This is a genomic window from Polynucleobacter sp. AP-Reno-20A-A9 (assembly GCF_018882085.1).
GTDB lineage: Bacteria > Pseudomonadota > Gammaproteobacteria > Burkholderiales > Burkholderiaceae > Polynucleobacter.
On sequence record NZ_JACVPB010000007.1, the window covers coordinates 42850 to 63223 of the forward strand.

19 protein-coding genes and 1 other RNA gene are annotated in these 20374 nt (G+C 46.7%); 6 read left to right on the forward strand and 14 right to left on the reverse strand.

Annotated elements, in window-relative coordinates; all coding sequences use genetic code 11:
- Window positions 1–12: 12 nt before the first annotated feature.
- Genes cmk through gyrA form a run of 7 tightly spaced genes read right to left on the reverse strand, consistent with a single transcriptional unit; the run spans window position 13 to window position 8990 of the window.
- Entirely contained in the window at window positions 13–675 is a 663-nt protein-coding gene (gene cmk / locus ICN39_RS07570; RefSeq protein WP_216233450.1) for a (d)CMP kinase, read from the reverse strand.
- 16 nt (window positions 676–691) lie between these two features.
- Window positions 692–2020 (reverse strand): 3-phosphoshikimate 1-carboxyvinyltransferase, encoded by a 1329-nt coding sequence (aroA, locus tag ICN39_RS07575; protein ID WP_216233451.1) that lies wholly within the window; start codon window positions 2018–2020, stop codon window positions 692–694.
- Window positions 2020–2901 (reverse strand): prephenate dehydrogenase/arogenate dehydrogenase family protein, encoded by an 882-nt coding sequence (locus ICN39_RS07580; protein WP_216233452.1) that lies wholly within the window; start codon window positions 2899–2901, stop codon window positions 2020–2022. The genes aroA and ICN39_RS07580 overlap by 1 nt, the downstream gene beginning before the upstream one ends.
- On the reverse strand, window positions 2901–4019 hold the full coding sequence (hisC, locus tag ICN39_RS07585) for a histidinol-phosphate transaminase (protein WP_216233453.1): 1119 nt from the start codon (window positions 4017–4019) through the stop codon (window positions 2901–2903). Before hisC ends, ICN39_RS07580 begins: the two co-directional genes overlap by 1 nt.
- A 53-nt stretch (window positions 4020–4072) precedes the next feature.
- Window positions 4073–5152, reverse strand: coding sequence for a prephenate dehydratase (pheA, locus tag ICN39_RS07590; protein ID WP_216233454.1), 1080 nt, complete (start codon window positions 5150–5152; stop codon window positions 4073–4075).
- Window positions 5152–6249: a 3-phosphoserine/phosphohydroxythreonine transaminase gene (serC, locus tag ICN39_RS07595; RefSeq protein ID WP_216233455.1), complete on the reverse strand. Its 1098-nt coding sequence runs from the start codon at window positions 6247–6249 to the stop codon at window positions 5152–5154. The genes pheA and serC overlap by 1 nt, the downstream gene beginning before the upstream one ends.
- Before the next feature lie 26 nt (window positions 6250–6275).
- Entirely contained in the window at window positions 6276–8990 is a 2715-nt protein-coding gene (gyrA, locus tag ICN39_RS07600) for a DNA gyrase subunit A (protein WP_216233456.1), read from the reverse strand.
- A gap of 159 nt (window positions 8991–9149) precedes the next feature.
- On the opposite strand from gyrA, the gene ompA reads away from it, so the two are divergent.
- The 4 genes from ompA to ssrA all read left to right on the forward strand — a co-directional run bounded on the left by ompA (window position 9150) and on the right by ssrA (window position 11613).
- Window positions 9150–9719 carry an outer membrane protein OmpA gene (ompA, locus tag ICN39_RS07605; RefSeq protein WP_216233457.1) on the forward strand — a complete coding sequence of 190 codons (570 nt, stop codon included), beginning with the start codon at window positions 9150–9152 and terminating at the stop codon, window positions 9717–9719.
- A 96-nt stretch (window positions 9720–9815) separates the two neighbouring features.
- Window positions 9816–10505, forward strand: coding sequence for a bifunctional 2-polyprenyl-6-hydroxyphenol methylase/3-demethylubiquinol 3-O-methyltransferase UbiG (gene ubiG / locus ICN39_RS07610; protein ID WP_216233458.1), 690 nt, complete (start codon window positions 9816–9818; stop codon window positions 10503–10505).
- Between the two features lie 8 nt (window positions 10506–10513).
- Window positions 10514–11194, forward strand: coding sequence for an HAD family hydrolase (locus ICN39_RS07615; protein WP_216233459.1), 681 nt, complete (start codon window positions 10514–10516; stop codon window positions 11192–11194).
- 60 nt (window positions 11195–11254) lie between these two features.
- Window positions 11255–11613, forward strand: a transfer-messenger RNA (tmRNA) gene (gene ssrA, locus ICN39_RS07620).
- Window positions 11614–11683: 70 nt separating this feature from the next.
- Here ssrA and ICN39_RS07625 read toward each other — a convergent pair.
- From ICN39_RS07625 to ICN39_RS07655, 7 genes are all read right to left on the reverse strand, one after another.
- Window positions 11684–13762, reverse strand: a complete 2079-nt coding sequence (locus ICN39_RS07625) for a TonB-dependent receptor domain-containing protein (RefSeq protein WP_216233460.1) — start codon at window positions 13760–13762, stop codon at window positions 11684–11686.
- A gap of 84 nt (window positions 13763–13846) precedes the next feature.
- A complete protein-coding gene (gene hemP, locus ICN39_RS07630) occupies window positions 13847–14026 on the reverse strand; it encodes a hemin uptake protein HemP (RefSeq protein WP_370623706.1) in 180 nt (59 codons plus the stop codon).
- A gap of 3 nt (window positions 14027–14029) precedes the next feature.
- On the reverse strand, window positions 14030–14521 hold the full coding sequence (locus ICN39_RS11270) for an energy transducer TonB (protein ID WP_370623710.1): 492 nt from the start codon (window positions 14519–14521) through the stop codon (window positions 14030–14032).
- Window positions 14522–14755: 234 nt separating this feature from the next.
- Window positions 14756–15928 carry a methyltransferase gene (locus tag ICN39_RS07640; RefSeq protein WP_216233462.1) on the reverse strand — a complete coding sequence of 391 codons (1173 nt, stop codon included), beginning with the start codon at window positions 15926–15928 and terminating at the stop codon, window positions 14756–14758.
- Window positions 15929–16783, reverse strand: a complete 855-nt coding sequence (locus tag ICN39_RS07645; protein ID WP_216233463.1) for a pirin family protein — start codon at window positions 16781–16783, stop codon at window positions 15929–15931.
- 30 nt (window positions 16784–16813) lie between these two features.
- Window positions 16814–17365, reverse strand: a complete 552-nt coding sequence (locus tag ICN39_RS07650) for a carboxymuconolactone decarboxylase family protein (protein ID WP_072583683.1) — start codon at window positions 17363–17365, stop codon at window positions 16814–16816.
- Window positions 17366–17400: 35 nt separating this feature from the next.
- On the reverse strand, window positions 17401–18414 hold the full coding sequence (locus ICN39_RS07655) for a tripartite tricarboxylate transporter substrate binding protein (RefSeq protein WP_216233464.1): 1014 nt from the start codon (window positions 18412–18414) through the stop codon (window positions 17401–17403).
- Window positions 18415–18503: 89 nt separating this feature from the next.
- Here ICN39_RS07655 and ICN39_RS07660 point away from each other — a divergent pair, with 89 nt between their 5' ends.
- Window positions 18504–19280: a sulfurtransferase gene (locus ICN39_RS07660; RefSeq protein ID WP_216233465.1), complete on the forward strand. Its 777-nt coding sequence runs from the start codon at window positions 18504–18506 to the stop codon at window positions 19278–19280.
- 76 nt (window positions 19281–19356) lie between these two features.
- Window positions 19357–20361, forward strand: a complete 1005-nt coding sequence (locus tag ICN39_RS07665) for a tripartite tricarboxylate transporter substrate binding protein (protein ID WP_255532376.1) — start codon at window positions 19357–19359, stop codon at window positions 20359–20361.
- Window positions 20362–20374: the final 13 nt, after the last annotated feature.

Genomic DNA, 20374 nt, shown 5'->3' on the forward strand with positions numbered 1-20374 from the left:
ACTACATACAAACTAAGCGATTGTGGATTGATACCAATCTAAAACCGTCTTAACTGCTTGATCTATCGACAAATCTGATGTTTCAAGCACTTTTGCACCATCTGCAACTAACAAGGGTGCGGCACCTCGACTACTGTCTCTGGCATCGCGCTCCTGCAAATCTTGCAGCAAGTCGTCAAGTTTAGCAGAAATTCCCTTAGCTATCAATTGCTTATAGCGACGCTCGGCTCTGGCAGCAGCGGTTGCCGTGAGGAAAACCTTCAAAACAGCATCTGGGAATATGACGCTTGCCATATCCCTACCATCGGCCACTAGCCCTGGAAATTGCCGAAAACTGCGCTGCAGACCCACTAAAGCAGCCCTTACCTCTGGATGAACAGCCAATCCCGAGGCTCTTAATCCAATGGCTTCAGTGCGAATAGTGTCTGTGACGTTCTCGCCATTAAGCAAAATCTGCCCACTTTTGAATGAAATCAATAACTTAGGAACTAAAAGCCCTAATTCTGGGCCATTTTTAACATCAATTCCCTGCTTTTCGCTGGCTAAAGCCACTAAACGATAGAGGGCGCCACTATCCAAATAATGAAAGCCAAGCTTTTGCGCCACAAGTGAGGCAACCGTACCTTTGCCCGAGGCAGTAGGTCCGTCAATAGCAATGACTGGTGGAAGACTCATAAAAAGTGAGGGTAAGTTAACTAACTACCTTCGCAAATTCTGCGAAGTAGGTTGGGAAGGTTTTCGCCACGCAATTAGGGTCGTTAATCTTTAGCGCATTCGAGCCAAATGCGGCAAGCGAAAAGCACATCGCCATACGATGATCATCGTAGGTATCAATACCTTCGCTTGGAGACTTCCAATCACCTTGTGATGCGGGAGCCTGCACAATAATGTAGTCGGCACCTTCTTCAACGCTTGCACCAATTTTATTCAATTCTTTTGCCATCGCCGCAATGCGATCAGTTTCTTTAACGCGCCAGCTAGCAATGTTGTTTAAGCGCGTTGGGCCTTCTGCAAATAAAGCAGCAACAGCCAAGGTCATCGCGGCATCCGGAATTTCAGTGCAATCCATGGTGATGCCATTGAGCTTGCCATTAGCATTTTTCACACCAGATACTTCGATCCAATCTTCACCCGCATTAATGTTCGCCCCCATGAGCGCAAGCGCATCAGCAAAAGCTACATCACCTTGAATACTGTCTTTACCGACACCCAATACCCTCACTGGGCCGCCGCCAATAGCGCCAAGAGCCAAGAAGTAAGAGGCCGAAGAAGCATCGCCCTCTACTGACAACTGACCAGGACTTTTGTAAACCGCATCAGAATTTTTTGCAGGAATAATGAATGACTGTCTATCAGGGCAAGCGACATTCACACCAAAGCGCGCCATCAACTTTAAAGTGATATCGATGTATGGACGTGAGATAAGCTCGCCAATCACTTCAATACGCACTGGCTCTATCGCAACTAGAGGCAAAGCCATGAGCAATGCCGTTAAGAATTGGCTTGATACATCACCGCGCACTTTGACCACATCTTTAATCTGAATATCTGCGGCTGATATCTTGATAGGTGGATAACCTTCCTGTAGTTCATAGTCGATCTTTGCGCCCACTTGACGCAAACCATCCACCAAATCACGTATCGGTCTCTCATGCATGCGAGCAACGCCAGATAAACGATAGTTGCCGCCTTGCATTGCTAAAGCTGCGGTTAATGGGCGCATCGCCGTACCGGCATTGCCCATAAAGAGATCCGCTTCTTGTGCTGGAAACTTGCCACCACAACCCTCGACTACACATACTTGATTGGGCTGATCGGTAACGTTCAACCCCAGTTGACGCAAGGCACTACGCATAACTTGGGTGTCATCTGCATCTAATAAATTCTTGAGGGTGGTTGTGCCAGTAGAGAGCGCTGCAAGTAGTAATGCTCGATTCGAAATACTCTTGGACCCTGGCAACATAATTGAGCCTTGAGCTCGCTTGAATGGGCCGACACTAATATTTAGTAAACCACTCATCAAAGCACATCCAAATCTTGACGCGCTTTACTTGCCTTATTGAATAATTTTTCCAGGCCGGGGCCATCGTTTTCAGCAATCAATTTACGCATGTGACTCACAATCAACAGATACTGGTCCAACTCTTTCAGGATAGCGGTGCGATTGCCTAAGCAAATATCGCGCCACATCTCTGGACTGGAAGCTGCAATACGAGTGAAGTCTTTAAAGCCCGCACCTACATGACTGAGCTTTTGATCGGCATCCTCAGAATTCACTACGCTAGCCATTAAGGCGTAAGACAAGATATGCGGCAGATGTGAAACGGCTGCATAAATCGCATCGTGTTGCACAACGCCAATCTTTTTCACTTCAGAACCAACAGATTCCCAAAAGCCAGTAATCAAAGCCGTATCTTCGGGTGAGTTTTCTTGCAGAGGGCAAATGATGGTTTGCTTGCCTTTGAATAAATCCACCTTAGCAGCACTCGCCCCATGCTGAGCACCACCCGCAATAGGGTGGGCTGGCACAAACTGACAGGCTTTCTTGCCCAATACTTCCTTGGCAGCCAAAATCACATCACCCTTAGTGCTACCTGCATCAGTAATCATTGTGCGAGGCTCAAGATGTTGCTCCATCACTTCAAATGCAGCACGCATCTGCGCGACCGGCACACAAAGAACGATGACATCGGATTGTTTAGCAGCCTCAACTAAATCCACCACGCCATCGATTGCACCCATCTTTTGCGCTTGCTCTAAGTTTTTTTTGCTGCGACCAACTCCTAAAACTTTAGTCACCACACCGGCCTGTTTAAGCGCTAAACCCAAAGAGGCACCGATCAAACCAACGCCAACAATGGTGACAGTGCCGTAATTACTTGCTGGATTAATGATGGTCATCAGGAAAGTATTTCTTTTAAAGCGGCAATGAAAGCTGCATTTTCTTCTAGCAAACCAATCGAGATACGTAACCATTGCGGTAAGCCGTAGTTACCTACTGGACGAACAATAATGCCGCGCTTGAGTAGCTCTAAGTTCATGCGCGCGCCCGCTTGATCATCATCACCAACCTTCACGAGAACAAAATTGCCCGCGGATGGTAGGTAACGCAAACCTAATTCATCAAAAGCTTTGGTGAGCTGGGCATAACCTGCGCGATTAAGCTCAAAACCTTGCTGCAAAAATTCTTTATCCTGAAAGGCTGCAATAGCAGCAGCCTGAGCCAAGCTATTCACGTTAAACGGCTGACGAATACGATTCAGTAGATCGGTTAAGTGGGGTTGTGCAACACCATAACCAATACGCAGACCGGCTAAGCCATAAGCCTTGGAGAAGCTGCGCGACAAAATCATATTAGGGAAGCGCTTTACCCAAGCAATGGCATCGTAGCGTTGCTCAGATGTGAGGTACTCGTTATAGGCTTCATCCAGTACAACGACCACATTCGATGGAACAGCAACTAAAAAATCTTCAATCTCTTTGGCTGTCAAATAACTACCAGTCGGATTGTTCGGGTTGGCCACAAATACCAACTTCGCCTTGTCGCCAGATGCTTTGATTGCCGCCAACATAGCTGGTAGGTCGTGGCCATAAATATCCGTAGCAGCAACTTCAATTGCCTTAGCACCAACAGCCTGGGTAGCTAGTGGATAAACAGCAAAGGCATGTTTGGAAAAGATCACCTCATCACCAGACTGCGCCACCGCACGCGCAGCCAATTCCAGGATATCGTTACTACCGTTACCTAAGGTAATCCAATCTGCTGGCACGCCCAATTGAGCGGCTAAAACATTCTTCAACTCAAAACCATTGGAATCCGGATAACGACCCAAATCACTCGCGGCCTTGAGCATGGCATCTTGTGCAGACTTAGGCATGCCCAATGGATTTTCATTGGAGGCCAGCTTCACAATTTTGCTCTCATCCAAACCATACTCACGAGCAACTTCACTGATTGGACGGCCACCAACATAAGGGGCAATTGCGTGAATATGTTTTAAGCCAATCTTGGAAGTCATTCGTTTTTTTACTTAATAAATTTACTGATTGAGTTATCTGTTTTTTAACTAGATTACGCAGAGTGAGGATAAGAGCCCAGGTTCTTATAGAAAGCCGCAACCCCTTTAAGCTCTTCAAGCGCCTTCACTACTTTCGCATCATCTGCATGGCCAGCAATATCAATGTAAAAGTGATACTCCCAAGTGCCTTTGCGTGCAGGACGAGATTCAAAGCGATTCATGGAGACGCCATGCTTTGCCAACGGTGCCAATAAGCGATGGACAGCACCAGGCTGATTATCAACAGAGAGTACCAAAGAGGTCTGATCTTTACCGGTTGGCTGGCAGGCATAGTTACCAACCACAACAAAACGCGTGCGATTGTGCGGATCATCCTGAATTTGTGCGGCTACTGATTGCAAACCATAAGCTTCTTGAGCAGGATCACCGGCGATCGCAGCCAAGCTAGGATCACTCGCCGCCATGCGAGCCGCTTCCGCATTACTACTCACTGCTTGACGCTTTAATTGTGGGGCGTGCACGCTTAACCATTGCTGACACTGTGCTAATGCTTGAGCATGAGCACAAACTGTAGTTACACCATCAAGCTTGCCACTCTTAGTTAATAAATGATGACGAATTGGCAGCACTACTTCGCCGCTAATACTCATAGAAGAGTCGAGCAATAAATCTAATGTGCGAGAAATTGCACCTTCACTGGAGTTCTCAACAGGCACTACGCCAAATTGCGCCGCGCCCTTCTCTACCGCCTTAAATACTTCATCCAAGCTTGCACAAGGCAAGCCAGCGATAGAGTGACCAAAATAGGTTTGCGCTGCTTGTTCAGAAAATGTTCCGATTGGACCAAGATAAGCAATAGTTTGGCGAGCTTCCAGAGCTCTGCATGCGGACATGACTTCGCGCCAGATGGCAGCAATACCGTCTGGAAGTAATGGGCCGGCATTGATATCTTGAAGACGCGCTACAACTTGGCGCTCACGCTCAGGACGAAACACTGGTGATGAGAAGCCGCCTTTAACATGGCCCACTTCTTGCGCTGCTTTTGCACGCTGAGTGAGCAAATCTAAAATCTGTGCATCGAGTGTGTCAATTTTTTCCCGCAAGGGAGCTAAGCGCTGTTCTTCAGTACTCATTAAGCCCGCCTTTCAAAGTCGCGCATAAATTCAATCAAGGCTTTTACACCTTCAATAGGCATTGCGTTATAAATGCTAGCCCGCATGCCGCCTGCAGCTTTGTGGCCACGCAAGGCAACCAAGCCAGCCGCATTCGATTGCGCCAAAAACTCTGCGTTCAGACTCTCATCCTTTAAGAAAAAAGTCACGTTCATGCGTGAGCGATATTCTTTGGAGACGCGATTCTCATACAAGCTGCTTTGGTCTAAAAAGCTGTAGAGTAAATTCGCTTTTTCTTGATTGCGCTTTTCAATGGCTTTTACTCCGCCTTGCTTCCGCAACCACTTAAAGCCTAGGCCGGCCATATAAATCGAGAATGTTGGCGGAGTATTGATCATCGATTGGGTATTAGCTTGCACGGCCCAATCCCAAATCGTAGGGGTGATACTCATGCTGTGGCCAATTAAGTCCTTACGCACAATCACAATCGTCACGCCAGATGGACCAATATTCTTTTGCGCACCACCAAACCAAACGGCGCACTTGTTCACATCCATTTCTTTAGAAAGAATGTTGCTAGAGATATCCGCAACTAGTGGAACATCGCCAACGTCTGGCACGTCAGGGAACTCAACACCGCCAATCGTTTCATTGGCACAGTAGAGAACATAAGCAGCATCGCTTGATAAGTTCCAAGTTGATCTTGTCGGAATCGTATTGAATTTTTCTGCAGCTGAAGATGCGGCTAAATTTGCAGTTCCGTACTTCTGCGCTTCTTTATAAGATTTTTCTGACCATACGCCAGTAACGATGTAATCCGCCTTTGGTCCATTCTTGGCCAAAGACATTAGATTCATTGGAATGGCTGCGTTTTGTCCAAGGCCACCGCCTTGCAAAAGCAAAATGTCGTAGTTTTCGGGAATGTTCATGAGGGTGCGCAAATCTTGCACTACCTCCTCATACACTTCCATGAACTCTTTGCTGCGATGGCTGATTTCCATCACGCTCGTACCGAGTCCACGCCAATTCAGCATTTCATCGGCAGCCTGCTTCAACACCTCTTCAGGCAAAGTAGCAGGCCCCGCAGCGAAATTGAAAATGCGGCGGTCAAAAGTCATGATGTGGTCTAGTCCAAAGGTGACGCTTAAGCGTCACCTGCCGTATCGTCATTAGTTCCGGCTGTTGGATCAGCAGCTACATCACCCTCTTCTGCGCCATCCACATCACCTTCGTCATCCGAATCGCTCTCAGCAATGCGCTGCAGACCAGATAAGCGCGTACCTTCATCCACATTGATCAAAGTAACGCCTTGAGTAGCGCGTCCCATTTCACGGATTTCAGATACACGAGTGCGGACCAAGATACCGCCAGTAGTGATCAGCATAATTTGATCTTCTGGAGATACCAAGGCAGCAGCAACTACCTTGCCGTTGCGCTCTGAAGTCTGAATAGCGATCATGCCCTTAGTACCGCGACCATGACGCGTGTATTCAGCGATTGGCGTACGCTTACCGTAACCATTTTCTGTAGCCGTCAATACGCTGCTCGGAATTGCAACACCGTTTGCATCCACCACGGCCGCCTCAGCACCTTCTGCAGCTTCTGCTGGAGCAACCAACATAGCGATCACTTGATGACCTTCGCCTAAGTTCATGCCGCGCACACCGCGTGCGGTACGACCCATCGGACGAACATCGTTCTCGTCAAATCGCACTGCTTTACCAGCGTCAGAGAACAACATGACGTCGTGCTGACCATCCGTAATCGCCGCGCCAACTAAGAAGTCACTTTCATTCAAGTCCACCGCAATAATGCCGGCCTTACGTGGGTTAGAGAAGTCAGACAAGCGAGTCTTTTTCACGGTACCCAAGCTAGTAGCCATAAATACATACTGATCGTCTTGGTAGCCTTTAATCGGCAGAATCACAGTAATTTTCTCGCCTTCAATCAGCGGGAACATATTGACGATTGGCTTGCCACGGGAGGTGCGACTACCTTGCGGCACTTCCCAGACTTTGAGCCAGTACATACGACCGCGATCGGAGAAGCACAAAATAATATCGTGGGTGTTCGCAACGAAGAGCGTATCAATCCAATCTTCATTCTTAGTAGCTGCAGCTTGTTTGCCTCGTCCACCACGTTTTTGTGCGCGGTATTCACTCAAAGGCTGACTCTTCATGTAACCAGTATTCGAAAGAGTCACCACCATATCTTGCGGGGTGATCAAATCTTCTGTGAACAGTTCAGTGGCATTCATTTCGATGAATGAACGACGACCTGTATCACCACCAGCAATACCAAACTCGGATTGAACTTCTTTCAACTCAGATTCAATGACTTGAGTTACGCGCTCTGGCTTTGCCAACAAATCCAATAAATCAGAAATCTCTGACATCACTTCTTTGTATTCATTAACAATCTTGTCTTGCTCAAGACCAGTCAAGCGTTGCAAACGCATCTGCAAAATTTCTTGCGCCTGACTATCAGAGAGGCGATACAAGCCAGTAGTCTGCATGCCGTACTCAGGCAACAATCCCTCTGGGCGATAAGCGTTACGGCCGCCTGGCGTATCAGTCTCAGCACGCGCCAGCATCTCACGCACCATCGAAGAATCCCAAGCTTTGCCCATCAATTCTTGTTTAGCAATCACGGGGTTCGCGGCAGCTTTAATAATCGCAATGAACTCATCGATGTTTGCCAACGCAACAGCTAAACCTTCTAGGACGTGGCCACGATCGCGTGCTTTACGTAATTCGAAAATCGTACGACGTGTCACCACTTCGCGACGGTGTTGCAAGAAGTACTCAAGCATTTGCTTCAAGTTCAACAAGCGTGGCTGGTTATCAACCAAGGCCACCATATTCATACCGAAGTTATCTTGTAACTGAGTGCTCTTATATAAATTATTGAGAACAACTTCAGGCACTTCACCGCGCTTCAGCTCAATCACAACGCGCATACCGGATTTATCTGACTCATCACGCAAATCAGAAATGCCCTCTACTTTTTTCTCATTCACCAACTCAGCGATACGCTCGAGCAAGTTCTTTTTGTTTACTTGATATGGCAACTCATCAACGATGATGGCTTGACGCGCGCCCTTATCCAAATCTTCAAAGTGAGTCTTCGCGCGCATCACAACACGGCCACGGCCAGTGCGATAGCCCTCACGAACCCCTTGAACGCCATAAATAATGCCGGCGGTCGGGAAATCTGGGGCTGGAATGATTTCAATCAGCTCATCAATCGTGCATTCTGGGTTGTGGAGCACGTGCAAACAGGCTGTAACCACCTCATCCAAGTTGTGGGGAGGGATATTGGTCGCCATACCTACAGCAATGCCAGAACTGCCATTTATGAGCAAATTAGGCACTTTAGCCGGCAGAATCAGGGGTTCCTTCTCACTACCGTCGTAATTTGGCCCAAAATCGACCGTTTCCTTGTCCAAATCGGCCAAAAGCTCGTGAGCTATCTTGCGGAGACGAATCTCCGTATATCGCATCGCGGCGGCATTATCACCGTCTACGGAGCCAAAGTTACCCTGCCCGTCAACCAGCATATAGCGCAGAGAGAAATCCTGGGCCATCCGAACGATCGTGTCATACACCGCAGAATCACCGTGCGGATGATATTTACCGATTACATCGCCAACTATACGGGCAGATTTTTTGTAAGCTCGGTTCCAATCGTTGTTTAATTCATACATTGCGAATAAGACCCGGCGGTGAACCGGCTTGAGGCCATCACGCACGTCTGGCAGGGCTCTGCCGACGATGACGCTCATTGCGTAGTCCAAATAGGACCGCCGCATTTCGTCTTCGAGGGATATTGGTAGTGTTTCTTTAGCGGCTTGTTCCATCTGGAAATAATATCATTTTGATGACAGGTAGGCCCTATGCTAAGATTCTGTCAGTTTGTACGAAATTGAGATGTGTCGCTTTGCAGTTTTTGCATCAAGGTAGGGCGAATTACATTTAAGTTTGACTTTAATTAAAAAAGAGATTTTTGAGGACTAAAAATGAACAAAACCCTAAGAGTGTTGCTCGCTTCTGTTATTACTGTTTCTGCTACTGCAGCGATGGCTTCTGATAACTGGCAAAACGGCGATGGCGCCCTAAACTGGAAAAACGGCGATGGCACATTGTGCTGGCGCGATAACAACTGGACACCTGCTACTGCAGCTAAAGGTTGCGATGGTGCTTTGACTGCTGCTGCTGCTCCTGGCGTTAGCCAAAGCAAGATCACTTTGCAAGCTGACACACTTTATGACTTCAACAAGTCTGACTTGAAACCAGAAGGTAAAGCTACTTTGGACAAGATCGCTGCTGATTTGAGCAAGATCAAGTTAGAAGTAATCATCGCTGTTGGTAACACTGACAGCGTTGGTACAGATGCATACAACATGGCCCTCGGTCAGCGTCGTGCGCAATCTGTTAAGACATACCTCGTAAGCAAGGGTGTTGACGGTAGCCGTATCTACACAGAATCTAAAGGCAAGAGCAATCCAGTTGCATCAAACGCAACTGCTGAAGGCCGCGCTAAGAACCGCCGTACTGACATCGAAGTTGTTGGTACAGCAGCTAAGTAATTCACTTTACTTGTAAAAAAGCCCGCTTCTAGCGGGCTTTTTTATTTCCGCTATATTCATAGACTCCTCCAATAGCTTTCCAATGAGCCAATTCATATGAACGTCGACCAGTCAGAAATCGCCAAATTTAGCGCCCTAGCCCATCGTTGGTGGGACCCTAATAGCGAATTCAAACCCCTACACGCCATTAATCCCCTGCGTCTAGGCTGGATAAAATCCTTTGTGAGCTTAGAAGGCAAGAAAGTGGTGGATATTGGTTGTGGTGGTGGCATCCTAGCTGAGTCCATGTCCCAGTCAGGCGCAGACACTACCGGTATTGATCTATCTGAAAAAGCTCTGAAAGTAGCCGAATTGCATGCATTAGAGGTGGGTGCAAACCTTACCTATCGCTCCATCTCAGCAGAAACGCTGGCTGATGAGCAGCCCGAACAATACGACGTGGTGACCTGCATGGAGATGCTTGAGCATGTGCCGGACCCTGCGTCAGTAGTACGCGCCTGCGCCAAACTTTGTAAGCCTGGCGGCACTTTATTTTTCAGCACCCTCAATCGCAGCCCAAAGTCCTATTTATTTGCCATTATTGGCGCTGAATATATTCTGAAATTGCTTCCCAGAGGCACCCACGAATACGCTAAATTCATCAAACCTTCTGAGCTGGTCGCCTTTACTCGTCATGCGGGTTTAGAGATGCTGGGCATGAAAGGCCTTAGCTACAACCCACTCACCCAGGTCTATAGCTTGAGTGATGATGTGGATGTGAACTACATGATTGCCGTTCGTAAATAATTCAAGATATGAGCAATCTTTTCAGCCCTTATGCCGGAATCTTTTTTGATTTAGATGGCACATTAGCCGATACAGCACCCGATTTAGTGGCAGCAACTAATCTATTACTCGTTGCGCGTAATCTTGCACCTAAGCCCTATGAATTTCTGCGCCCTTATGCTTCGGCTGGTGCCCGCGGATTACTTGAGGGCGCCTTTGGCATTAGTCCCGATCACGCAGATTTCATCCTATTGCGCGATGAGTTTTTCAGTAATTACGAAAAAGCATTGCTGGTAGAGAGCAAGCTATTTGATGATATGGGCCATCTGCTGGATCAAATGGATGAAGCGAGACTCCCCTGGGGCATCGTTACCAATAAAAGCGAACGCTTTACCAACCCCCTCACTGAATTAATGGGTTTGCGCCAAAGAGCTATTTCCACTGTTTCCGGGGATACAACACCGTATTCAAAACCCCACCCTGAACCTATTTTGCATGCTGCCAGAGTAGCTAAAGTAGATCCTACAAAATCGCTTTATGTAGGCGATGATATTAGAGATGTTTTAGCAGGCAAAGCAGCAGGGATGAAGACAGTTGCAGCCGCCTACGGTTACTGTGGCTGCAAAGAGCCTCCAGAAGCTTGGGGAGCCGATTACATCGTCAATCAACCCCTCGAGCTATTGCAAATCATCTTTCCCAACAGGGGATAAAAGATATTCAACAATTTAAAGCTAGCGGCTTTAAAATAGACTTTCCTAAGCATGCAATCTGGGACCGACATGGTTTCGACGTGGGTTACAAAGCATCAAGGGCATACCGAGGACCCGTTATCTCGTAAATCAATGGGAATGTTTTAACTGCAAACGACGAACGTTTCGCACTAGCCGCTTAATTGCGGTTGCCCCTGAACTGATTCTCTCTTGGGTCAGCTAGCGCAAGCTAGATCAGGGTCATTTACAAGAGATAAGATCATTTCATGTCACGGGGAATGATTCGAAAACTTAGTGAATCGTCAGCGTGGAACGTGTCAATCTGTGCCTAGCTGGCTAAATTAAATGATATGACTAAGTATGTAGAACTTGTTGTGGAGGATTTGCGGACGCGGGTTCGATTCCCGCCGGTTCCACCATTTTGAAGTAACAGTCAAACGCCACCCATCAGGGTGGCGTTTTTCTTTATTCAAGAATCAATCATTCTTATTAATTAAATTGATAGCTCATGCCAGCTTGGAAATTGAGGGGTGCCCCTGCAAAGATGCCATCTGGACTCCGACTGGATATATATCGCCTATCAAATATATTATTAATCACTCCGAATACTTTCCAATCTTTGTTGATAGCATAGTTTGCACTCCAATTCACTGTTGTAAAGGCGGGGACCTCGCCTAAAGTTCCAATGGCATTTTGCGCAACTGTATTTGCTGAATCCGCATATTGAGTAGAAACATAATTTAGACTGACCAAAGTGTTGAACCTATTCTTTTCATAACTAACACCGAGATTGGAAGTTAATTTAGGCGTGTACGGAATGCGATTACCATCCCGCCCCAGAGAACTAGTACCAACAAACTTGGCTACCGGGATGTAAGTAGCATTGCCATTAATACCCCACCCTCTTCCTAGCGCATAACCCAGGGACATCTCAGCACCTTGATGCAAACTTTTACCGCCATTGGCTTTAGAAATTCCGGCAGCCAAACTTTGGTTCACAATTTGATTGCTGAAGTTCATGCTAAAAATTGCCGAATCATAGGAGAAGGCACCTGATCGTCCACGCAGACCGAGCTCCGTATTGGTTGAGCGCTCTGGCGCCAACTGTTGATCAACTCCTTTGTCATCAATTGCGGTGGTTAATTGCGCTGGTGCAAAGCCTTTATAAACACTACCGTATGCTTGGGCTTGAGGAATAAGCTGCCAGGTAGCACCAATTTGCGGAATAGTTTCTACATTCTTAGCGCTTCCCGCTTTACCAGTAGTCGCATTTGAACGAGTCTGGTTATAACTTTCCACTCTCACCCCAGGAATGAGAGCAAAGTCTTTACTCAACAAGAAACGGTTTTGCGCATAGACGGCCACTGAATTCGCCCTATTATCTTCTTGAGAAGTAAGTCGACCGGAATAGGCTAAAGTTTTAGAGCTCACCAATTGATTAATCTGAGATTCGGTATGCATGCGCACGCCAAACTCTGCTTCATTTGAAATCCCCAAAGCCTTATAGGCATGACTTACGCGAGAATCGATGCCCAACATTTGAAACTCTCGATTCCGCCCAATCAGACAATCAGCGCCTACATTGCAGGCCCTAAAGACCGTCGAATCCTGTGTACGCTTAACAATACTTTGCCGCCAATAATCTCTAGATAACCTACTCCAATACATCAAGGTGTTGATTTTGGTGTCTGGGCTAATTTCGATAGCATGATTGAGATCTACAGCATTTCTTTGGGTAATGAAGCGATCGTTGGGCGCTGGATTATCTTTTGAGCGAGTACTGTACTGAGTTGGGCGCAGACCCACATATGAGGTATTGATATTGTTATCGTAATGGGTGTATTTCAGACTTAACCACTGATTCTGCGCAATCTCCATTCCACCCTTCACCAAGATGTCATACATCTTAAATCCGTTACCTTGGTATCCATTGGACTCAGATTGAATCAAGTTAATTCCTCCGATAGCACCATTCGATGAAGATTTGCCTCCCGCCTCAAGCTCTGCCAACCGATATCCGTAGTTACCCACTTTGCCGGTTAACTTAAATCCGGGGGAAGGTGTTTTGCTAAGGTAATTCACTACGCCACCAATATTGGATGGGCCGTATTTCAGGCCCGATGCGCCCTTTAAAACTTCAATTCCTCCAATGCGCTCAACAGGTGGGCTGTAATAGGAAGCATTGGAAATAAAGAGGCTTGGTTGAATTGGGGCGCCATCCTCCAGAAGGAGGACCTTGGAGCTACGACTTGGATTTAATCCACGAATGCCAATATTTGGAATAGACCCTAGGCCACCCTCATCTCCACGGACATTGACGCCAGGAACCGTCTTTAATACATCTTGTAGCGACTGCGGTTGTAGCTCTTCCATCTTCTGCTGATTAATGACATCAACAGTACCGGGAATTTTATACAGGGCATTTTCCTCGCGGCCAACAATATCAATCCTAGGCAACTCAATATCTTGAGTATTAGCCCAAACTGAAAAAGACCCTCCATATAACAATGCAAATGATGAAAACCAGGCCAATCGATTTCGAGGGCGAAAAAATTCTTGATGCTTCATATACCATCTCCAGTGATAACAACAAAAAATCGCTGGCTATATGCATATGAAAATGCTCTTGCTGGCTAGTAAGTTAATTCATATTTACTTTGTCAAAATGAGCTTCCCTAATTTAGTGATACGCAATTGATATGAATGACCATCATGCAAAATGAAAATCTGCTTTGCATGGCCCAATAAAGCCTCGCTTGGAATGCATTTAGGCAAAAGCTGGGTTGGTTGAATGCAGCTTGAATCAAAATCTAAGATATTTTTCTCGCTCAAGCACTAACCTTCCAAGGTAAATTGAACAGGTGTTTGAAAGCATTGCAAAGACAGGTGGGTGGGACTTATTGCAATGGGAGCAAATTTCCACTGGGCTAAGGTCTTGATGGCCGAGAGATCTAAAGCTTGAAAGCCTGAGCTCTTGGTGATGCCAACTTCTTGCACAAGGCCTTGATCACTCACACATAGTCTTGCGATGACCAAACCCTGTTCCTTAAGCTGTCTGCTGGCTAAAGGGTAATGGGGTTTGGGGCTATGTATGGCATGCCTTGCCCTACCTACCTCTAAACGCCCAGCTCCTCCACTATCACTAAATGCATGGGATTCATTTACAGGACTGGAGCTATTGGACCCACTACTAGAGGGGGTCGATATTTGGGATGGGGCCAAGGATTTTTTCTGCTGAGATGGTAAGGCACTCTTACCCACTAGATTTACCATCAGAGAATTCGGTGCAGATGATTTTTCCCCCGAAAAAGATCCAATGAGAAGCATCAGCAGAGCCAATACATGAGAGATAGTTACCGTCGAAATTAGCAATACATTTCTAGACAATGCACCAGAAAACAAATGACACCCTTAAAATATAAATGAGAAAAACTATATTTAACTTACCGAAAAAATAGGTAGTAAGTTAACTACTGCTCTCAATGATTTTAAGGATGATGTAGTTGATTAACAACCATGACCCCAATGGGGGTGGGTCTTGTAGGGCTACTTAATGTGGTACTACTTTTTAGTCAAGCGCCAAAGTGAGGTGACTTCTTTTGATCTCGCTGCATGTAATGCATCGGTTTTATCAAATGCTTTTGGGTGTGTTGGTTTGGCATCCAAATGCGCAATGACTTGCAGGCCCGCTTGCTCAACCCAATTGAGAAGTTCTTGTCTAGTTCTCAAACCTAAGTGTTCTGCTAAATCAGATAGAATGAGCCAACCCTCACCATTGGGTAGCAGATGATCTTTTAACCCGCTCAAGAACCCTTTCAGCATCTGACTCTCAGGGTCATACACCGCATGCTCTAGCAAGGAGCTTGGTCTTGCTGGTAGCCATGGTGGATTACAAACAATGAGTGCCGCTTTGCCGTCTGGAAAAAGATTGGCCTTCTGAATTTCAATTTGTGAATTTAAGCCTAAGTGGTCAATATTTTCTTTGGCGCAAACAATCGCTCGATCATTTAGATCGGTCGCAACAATCTTCCGAACATCCCGCAGCGCCAAAACAGCCGCCAATACACCCGTACCCGCACCAATATCAAAGGCTATAGAACTTTGTTTTATTGCTTCTGGTAACGGGGCTTTTAGCACTAAACCAATATATTCACTGCGTACTGGAGAGAAAACACCATAGTGCGGATGAATTCGAACCTCTTGATCATCTCTAGTGAGAACTTGAACACCTGTCTTACGCCACTCATGGGCGCTAATGACGCCAAGCAACTCACGCAAGGAAATAACATAAGAATTTTCTTGTGTGCCATAAGCCTCAAGGCAGGCCTGAGCAACATCCGGCGCACGCCTTAAAGAGATGCCATGGTCGGCGTTAACCTGTATCAAAATCATTCCCAGAATACGTGCGCGTTGAGATTGGGCAAGGCGATGCAGGTTGAATGCATCTAAGGGACTTTTGGTTTTCTCTTTGGCAACCCTGTCAGCTCTAGTGGATTTCTTGGAGGGTTTGTCTACCCTTCTTACCAAAGCCTGCAAGAGTTGTTTTGCATTCTGAAAGTCACCTTTGTATAGCATCGCAGTACCTTCACAAGCTAAGCGATAAGCAATATCAGCAGTCAGCGTGTCATCAGCGATCTGAATCTTTTTATGAGGGGCAATGCCGTTTTCAGAATGCCATTGAGCACTATGAGCTTGTCCATCGACCTCCCATTGAAGGGTTGTTGATTGAGTCACCTAGGAAACCACAAACCGATTATTTTGATAATCATCGATGGCTTGCTCAATTTCAGCACGAGTATTCATCACAAATGGGCCGTACTGAACGATGGGCTCGTGTAAGGGTAATGCTGCCAGTACGATGAACTGCGCACCCAACTCCCCAGACCTCACCTTTAATAGATCGCCGTCCCCAAGAACGATAGCTGCCTGCTTTGGCGCAGCCCTCATGGGGCCACCCACCTCCAGATCGCCTTCGTAAACATAGACGAATGCATTCAGCTCTTTTGAAATACGGTGCTCGAACTCACCATTAGGCGGTAAGTGCACATCTAAAAATAGAGGCGCAGTGGTAATTCCCTGAATTGGACCTTGAACTGCTTTGCCCTCATCATCGTATGCGCCTGCAATCACCTTCACCGAGCCGCCGTTTGCCAAAGCAGTCTTCGGAATATCTTCAACTTGGATATCTTTATAACCAGCCGGCTTCATCTTTTCTTTAGCGGGTAAGTTGATCCACAACTGAAAGCCACGCATGGCACCACTCACTTGCTGCGGCATCTCAGAATGAATAATGCCGCGCCCTGCTGTCATCCATTGCACACCACCGGTCTTGAGGTGACCTTGGTTACCTAAGTGATCCTCATGCAGCATATGACCTTCCAGCATGTAGGTCACCGTCTCAAAACCGCGATGGGGGTGGGCCGGAAAGCCTGCTACATAATCATTAGGATCGTTGGAGGAAAACTCATCGAGCATCAAGAAAGGATCCAACCTGACTTGATTTTGACCACCAAGACTACGGCGCAATTTCACACCCGCACCATCAGAGGTGGCAATACCAGGAATGATGGTTTGGATGTTGCGGATCATATTGATAAATGGCTTGGCTTAGTTTTGACTTTAAGCCGGAGGATGATCTTCAGGATTAACGTCAAGCGCTATCAAGAATCGAGACACCATGTTGTAAGCGGCGATTACCGTTACCAATTCCACAGTATCCGTACTTCCCAAAGCCTTTTGCAAGCGCTTCATTAATTCAGGATCCACCTTGATATTGCGCGTCATCTGAAAAGTGAGCTCAGCAGCGTCGTTTTCCACCGGCGAGTACAAATCTTTTGGGAAATTCGGTTGTCCAATGAGTCGCAAGCCTTGAACCTGCTCCTCTGTGCCACCCGCCTTCTTAAAAGGCGGCGCATGGTGAAAGAACTCATACTCGGCGCCATTCAACACAGCGACGCCACACATGGCCAACTCACGCAACTTCGGATCCAAAGAGAGGTTATTGCGAATCTCTCCAATGAAATGATTCCAGCCCTCTGCAATAGGAACGCTATGCAAGAGCATGCGGTCTAAATTAATAAACTGACCACCACGTCTTTTGCGAATAGCAGCAACCAACTCTGCTGGCTCTGCTAAATCCATTGGCTGATACGGAATTAAACGTTCTGACATAAATACCTTTTATTAATACTGCTTATCAAAAACTCTTACTGAGCAGTTTCTTTAATATTGTTTTCAATTACGAACTTGCCCCAGATACCAATTTGCTTGCCGATAAACTCTTGTGCAGCTACAGGGGTACCGCCAACAATTTGAATGCCTTGCATTTTGAACTTCTCAGCAACAGCAGGCGTCTTCAAGGCTTTATTCAAGGCCTTGTTCATTGCATCAATCACTGCCGGTGATGTCTTACCAGGGGCCAATACTGCCCACCAAGCTGGTGCGCTAAAGCCTGGGAAGCCACTCTCAGAAATCGTCGGTACATTAGGCAAGGATGGTGAACGCTTAGCAGTAGTAATGACCAATGGAATGACCCCGCCGCTATCAATATGTGGCTTGACCAAAAATTCTGAGCCAACCGCCAACTCCACTTGACCACCCAAAGCATCTTGCATCAAAGGGCCGCCGCCACGATATGGAATATGGTTCCAATCAAAGCCCGCTTGTTTTGCAAGACGTGCCATTGCTAAGTGACCTAAGCTACCAATTCCAATGGAGCCGTAACTGAATTGCTTGCCGGTCTTAGAAAGATCAACCAATTGCTTAAAGCTGGTGATGCCAGATTTTTTACTAGCAACCAACACCATCGGTGATGTACCAACCAAAATCACAGGAGCAATATCTTTAATCGTGTCATAGGGAAGTTTTTCTTTAAGGCTAGGATTCACGCCATGAGTATCAAATACCACCGCAAAGGTGTAACCATCTGGATCCGACCGAGTCATTGCAGAAGTACCGATCACACCTGAAGCTCCGCCAACGTTCTCAACAATTACGTTCTGCTTGAGTTCTGCTTGCAAGGCAGGTGCCAATACACGAGCAACCTGGTCAACGGAGCCGCCCGGCGGAAAGACCGCAATTAAACGAATAGGCTTTTGAGTGGGCCAGGTGCCAACACCCGCATTTTGGGCCAAAGCAAAACCGCTTATTCCCAAGGCCATCAATGTAGCTAATATACTGTTTTTAAAGGCTATTTTAGCGATTTTTGCTAATTCCAGCATGGATTTTGTCTCCCTTGAATAAGACCTCAAGATTAACACCCCCTCAGCCTATTTGCTCGATAATGCTGCTGTAGCCCAGTGAGAGAAAAATGAAGTCGATTCTAAATATTGCCGCCTATTTATTTGTCAGCCTAGATGGCTTGCCAGACCTGCGCGCCAAAATGCTGGACGAATGCAATGCCCGCCAGCTGAAGGGCACCATCCTATTGACTGGTGAAGGCATCAACATGTTCCTTGCCGGCAAAACAGATGAGCTACGTGGATTTCTGGATTGGCTCCGCACCGACCCCCGCTTTACCCCGCTTCAAGCAAAAGAAAGTTGGTCTGAGGATCAGCCCTTTAAGAAGATGTTGATCAAACTCAAAAATGAAATTATCCGCATGAATCACCCGGCGATTCGTCCCGAGGAAGGTCGCGCCAATTTCATTAACCCCAAAAAACTGCAAGAGTGGTTAGATCGCGGCACCGACGATCTAGGTCGCCCTGTTGTCATGGTTGATACGCGCAATGCCTTTGAAGTCGACTACGGCACTTTTGAGAATGCATTGCATTTCAATATAGAAAAGTTTACTGAGTTTCCAGCGGCAATTTCTGCACATAAAGATGAGTTGGCCGATAAAACACTGGTTAGCTTTTGTACAGGCGGCATTCGCTGTGAAAAATCTGGCCTGTATATGCGGGAGATTGGCATGCAGCACAGCTACCAATTAGAAGGGGGTATTTTGAAATATTTTGAAGAGGTAGGTTCTGCGCATTACCAAGGCAGCTGCTTTGTCTTTGATGAACGTGAAGCGCTGGAGCCAAACCTTGATTCCATCGCCGTAGAGCATTCTATTCGCAAGAAACTTAAAGCCAGCCAAGCCTGAGCAGTATTAGAACGATAAATAGTAAAATTATCTTGCTGTACAAAATTAACATATAACAATAATTCGGACTCGAGACATGTCTAATAAGATCAATCGGCAAAAGCCGATTTTTTTGTCATCCCTCCTCCTTGCATTTCTGGGATTGGCTTTTCACTTCAACGCACAGGCGCAAAGCGCTGCAACGGCCTATCCAACCAAACCTATCAAGCTGATTGCTCCAGTGGCTGCTGGTGGTGGACTCGATAATATTGCGCGCGCTGTTGCGGAAAAACTCTCTCGATCCATTGGTCAAACGGTGGTTGTAGAAAACATGGGTGGTGGCGGCGGATCAATTGCCTCACAAGCAACCGCTAAAGCGCAAGCTGATGGCTACACACTCATGATTGCTTATGTAGGAACCCATGGCACCAACCCTGCCGTCCGCAAATTGCCTTACGACGCCATTAAAGATTTCACACCGATTGGCATGATTGGTGCAACACCGAATGTACTCATCATTAATCCCGATCTACCGATCAAGAGCTTCAAAGAGTTTGTGGATTACGCCAAAAAGAATCCCGCTAAGTTAAGTTATGGATCTGCTGGACCCGGTACCTTGACCCATCTCGGCATGGAGCAACTGAAGCTAGCTGCTGGAATATTTATGGTGCATGTACCTTATCGTGGCGTAGGTCCTGCTTATACGGATTTACTCGCTGGACAGACTCAGGCCATGTTCCCCACGCTATTTGCAGCGCTCCCTTATATCAATACCAATAGAGTTCGCGGGCTTGCCGTTACTGGCGCCAAACGAAGCTCAGTAGCACCCAATATCCCCACTTTCAAAGAACTTGGCTACAACGGTTTTGATGGACAGCAGTGGTATGGCTTAGTGGGCCCTGCAAATTTACCGCCCGCTATTGTTGCAAAACTGAATGCTGAATTAAACAAAGTTCTCGCATTGCCAGACTTTTCAGAAAAAATGACCAGCGAGGCTTTGACATTGATGCCGATGACGCCCCAACAATTTACCAATTACATCAAAGAAGATATTGCACGCTGGGCGAAGGTTGCCAAAGACCGCCATATTGAAATCGATTAATTTTTTAACCTTC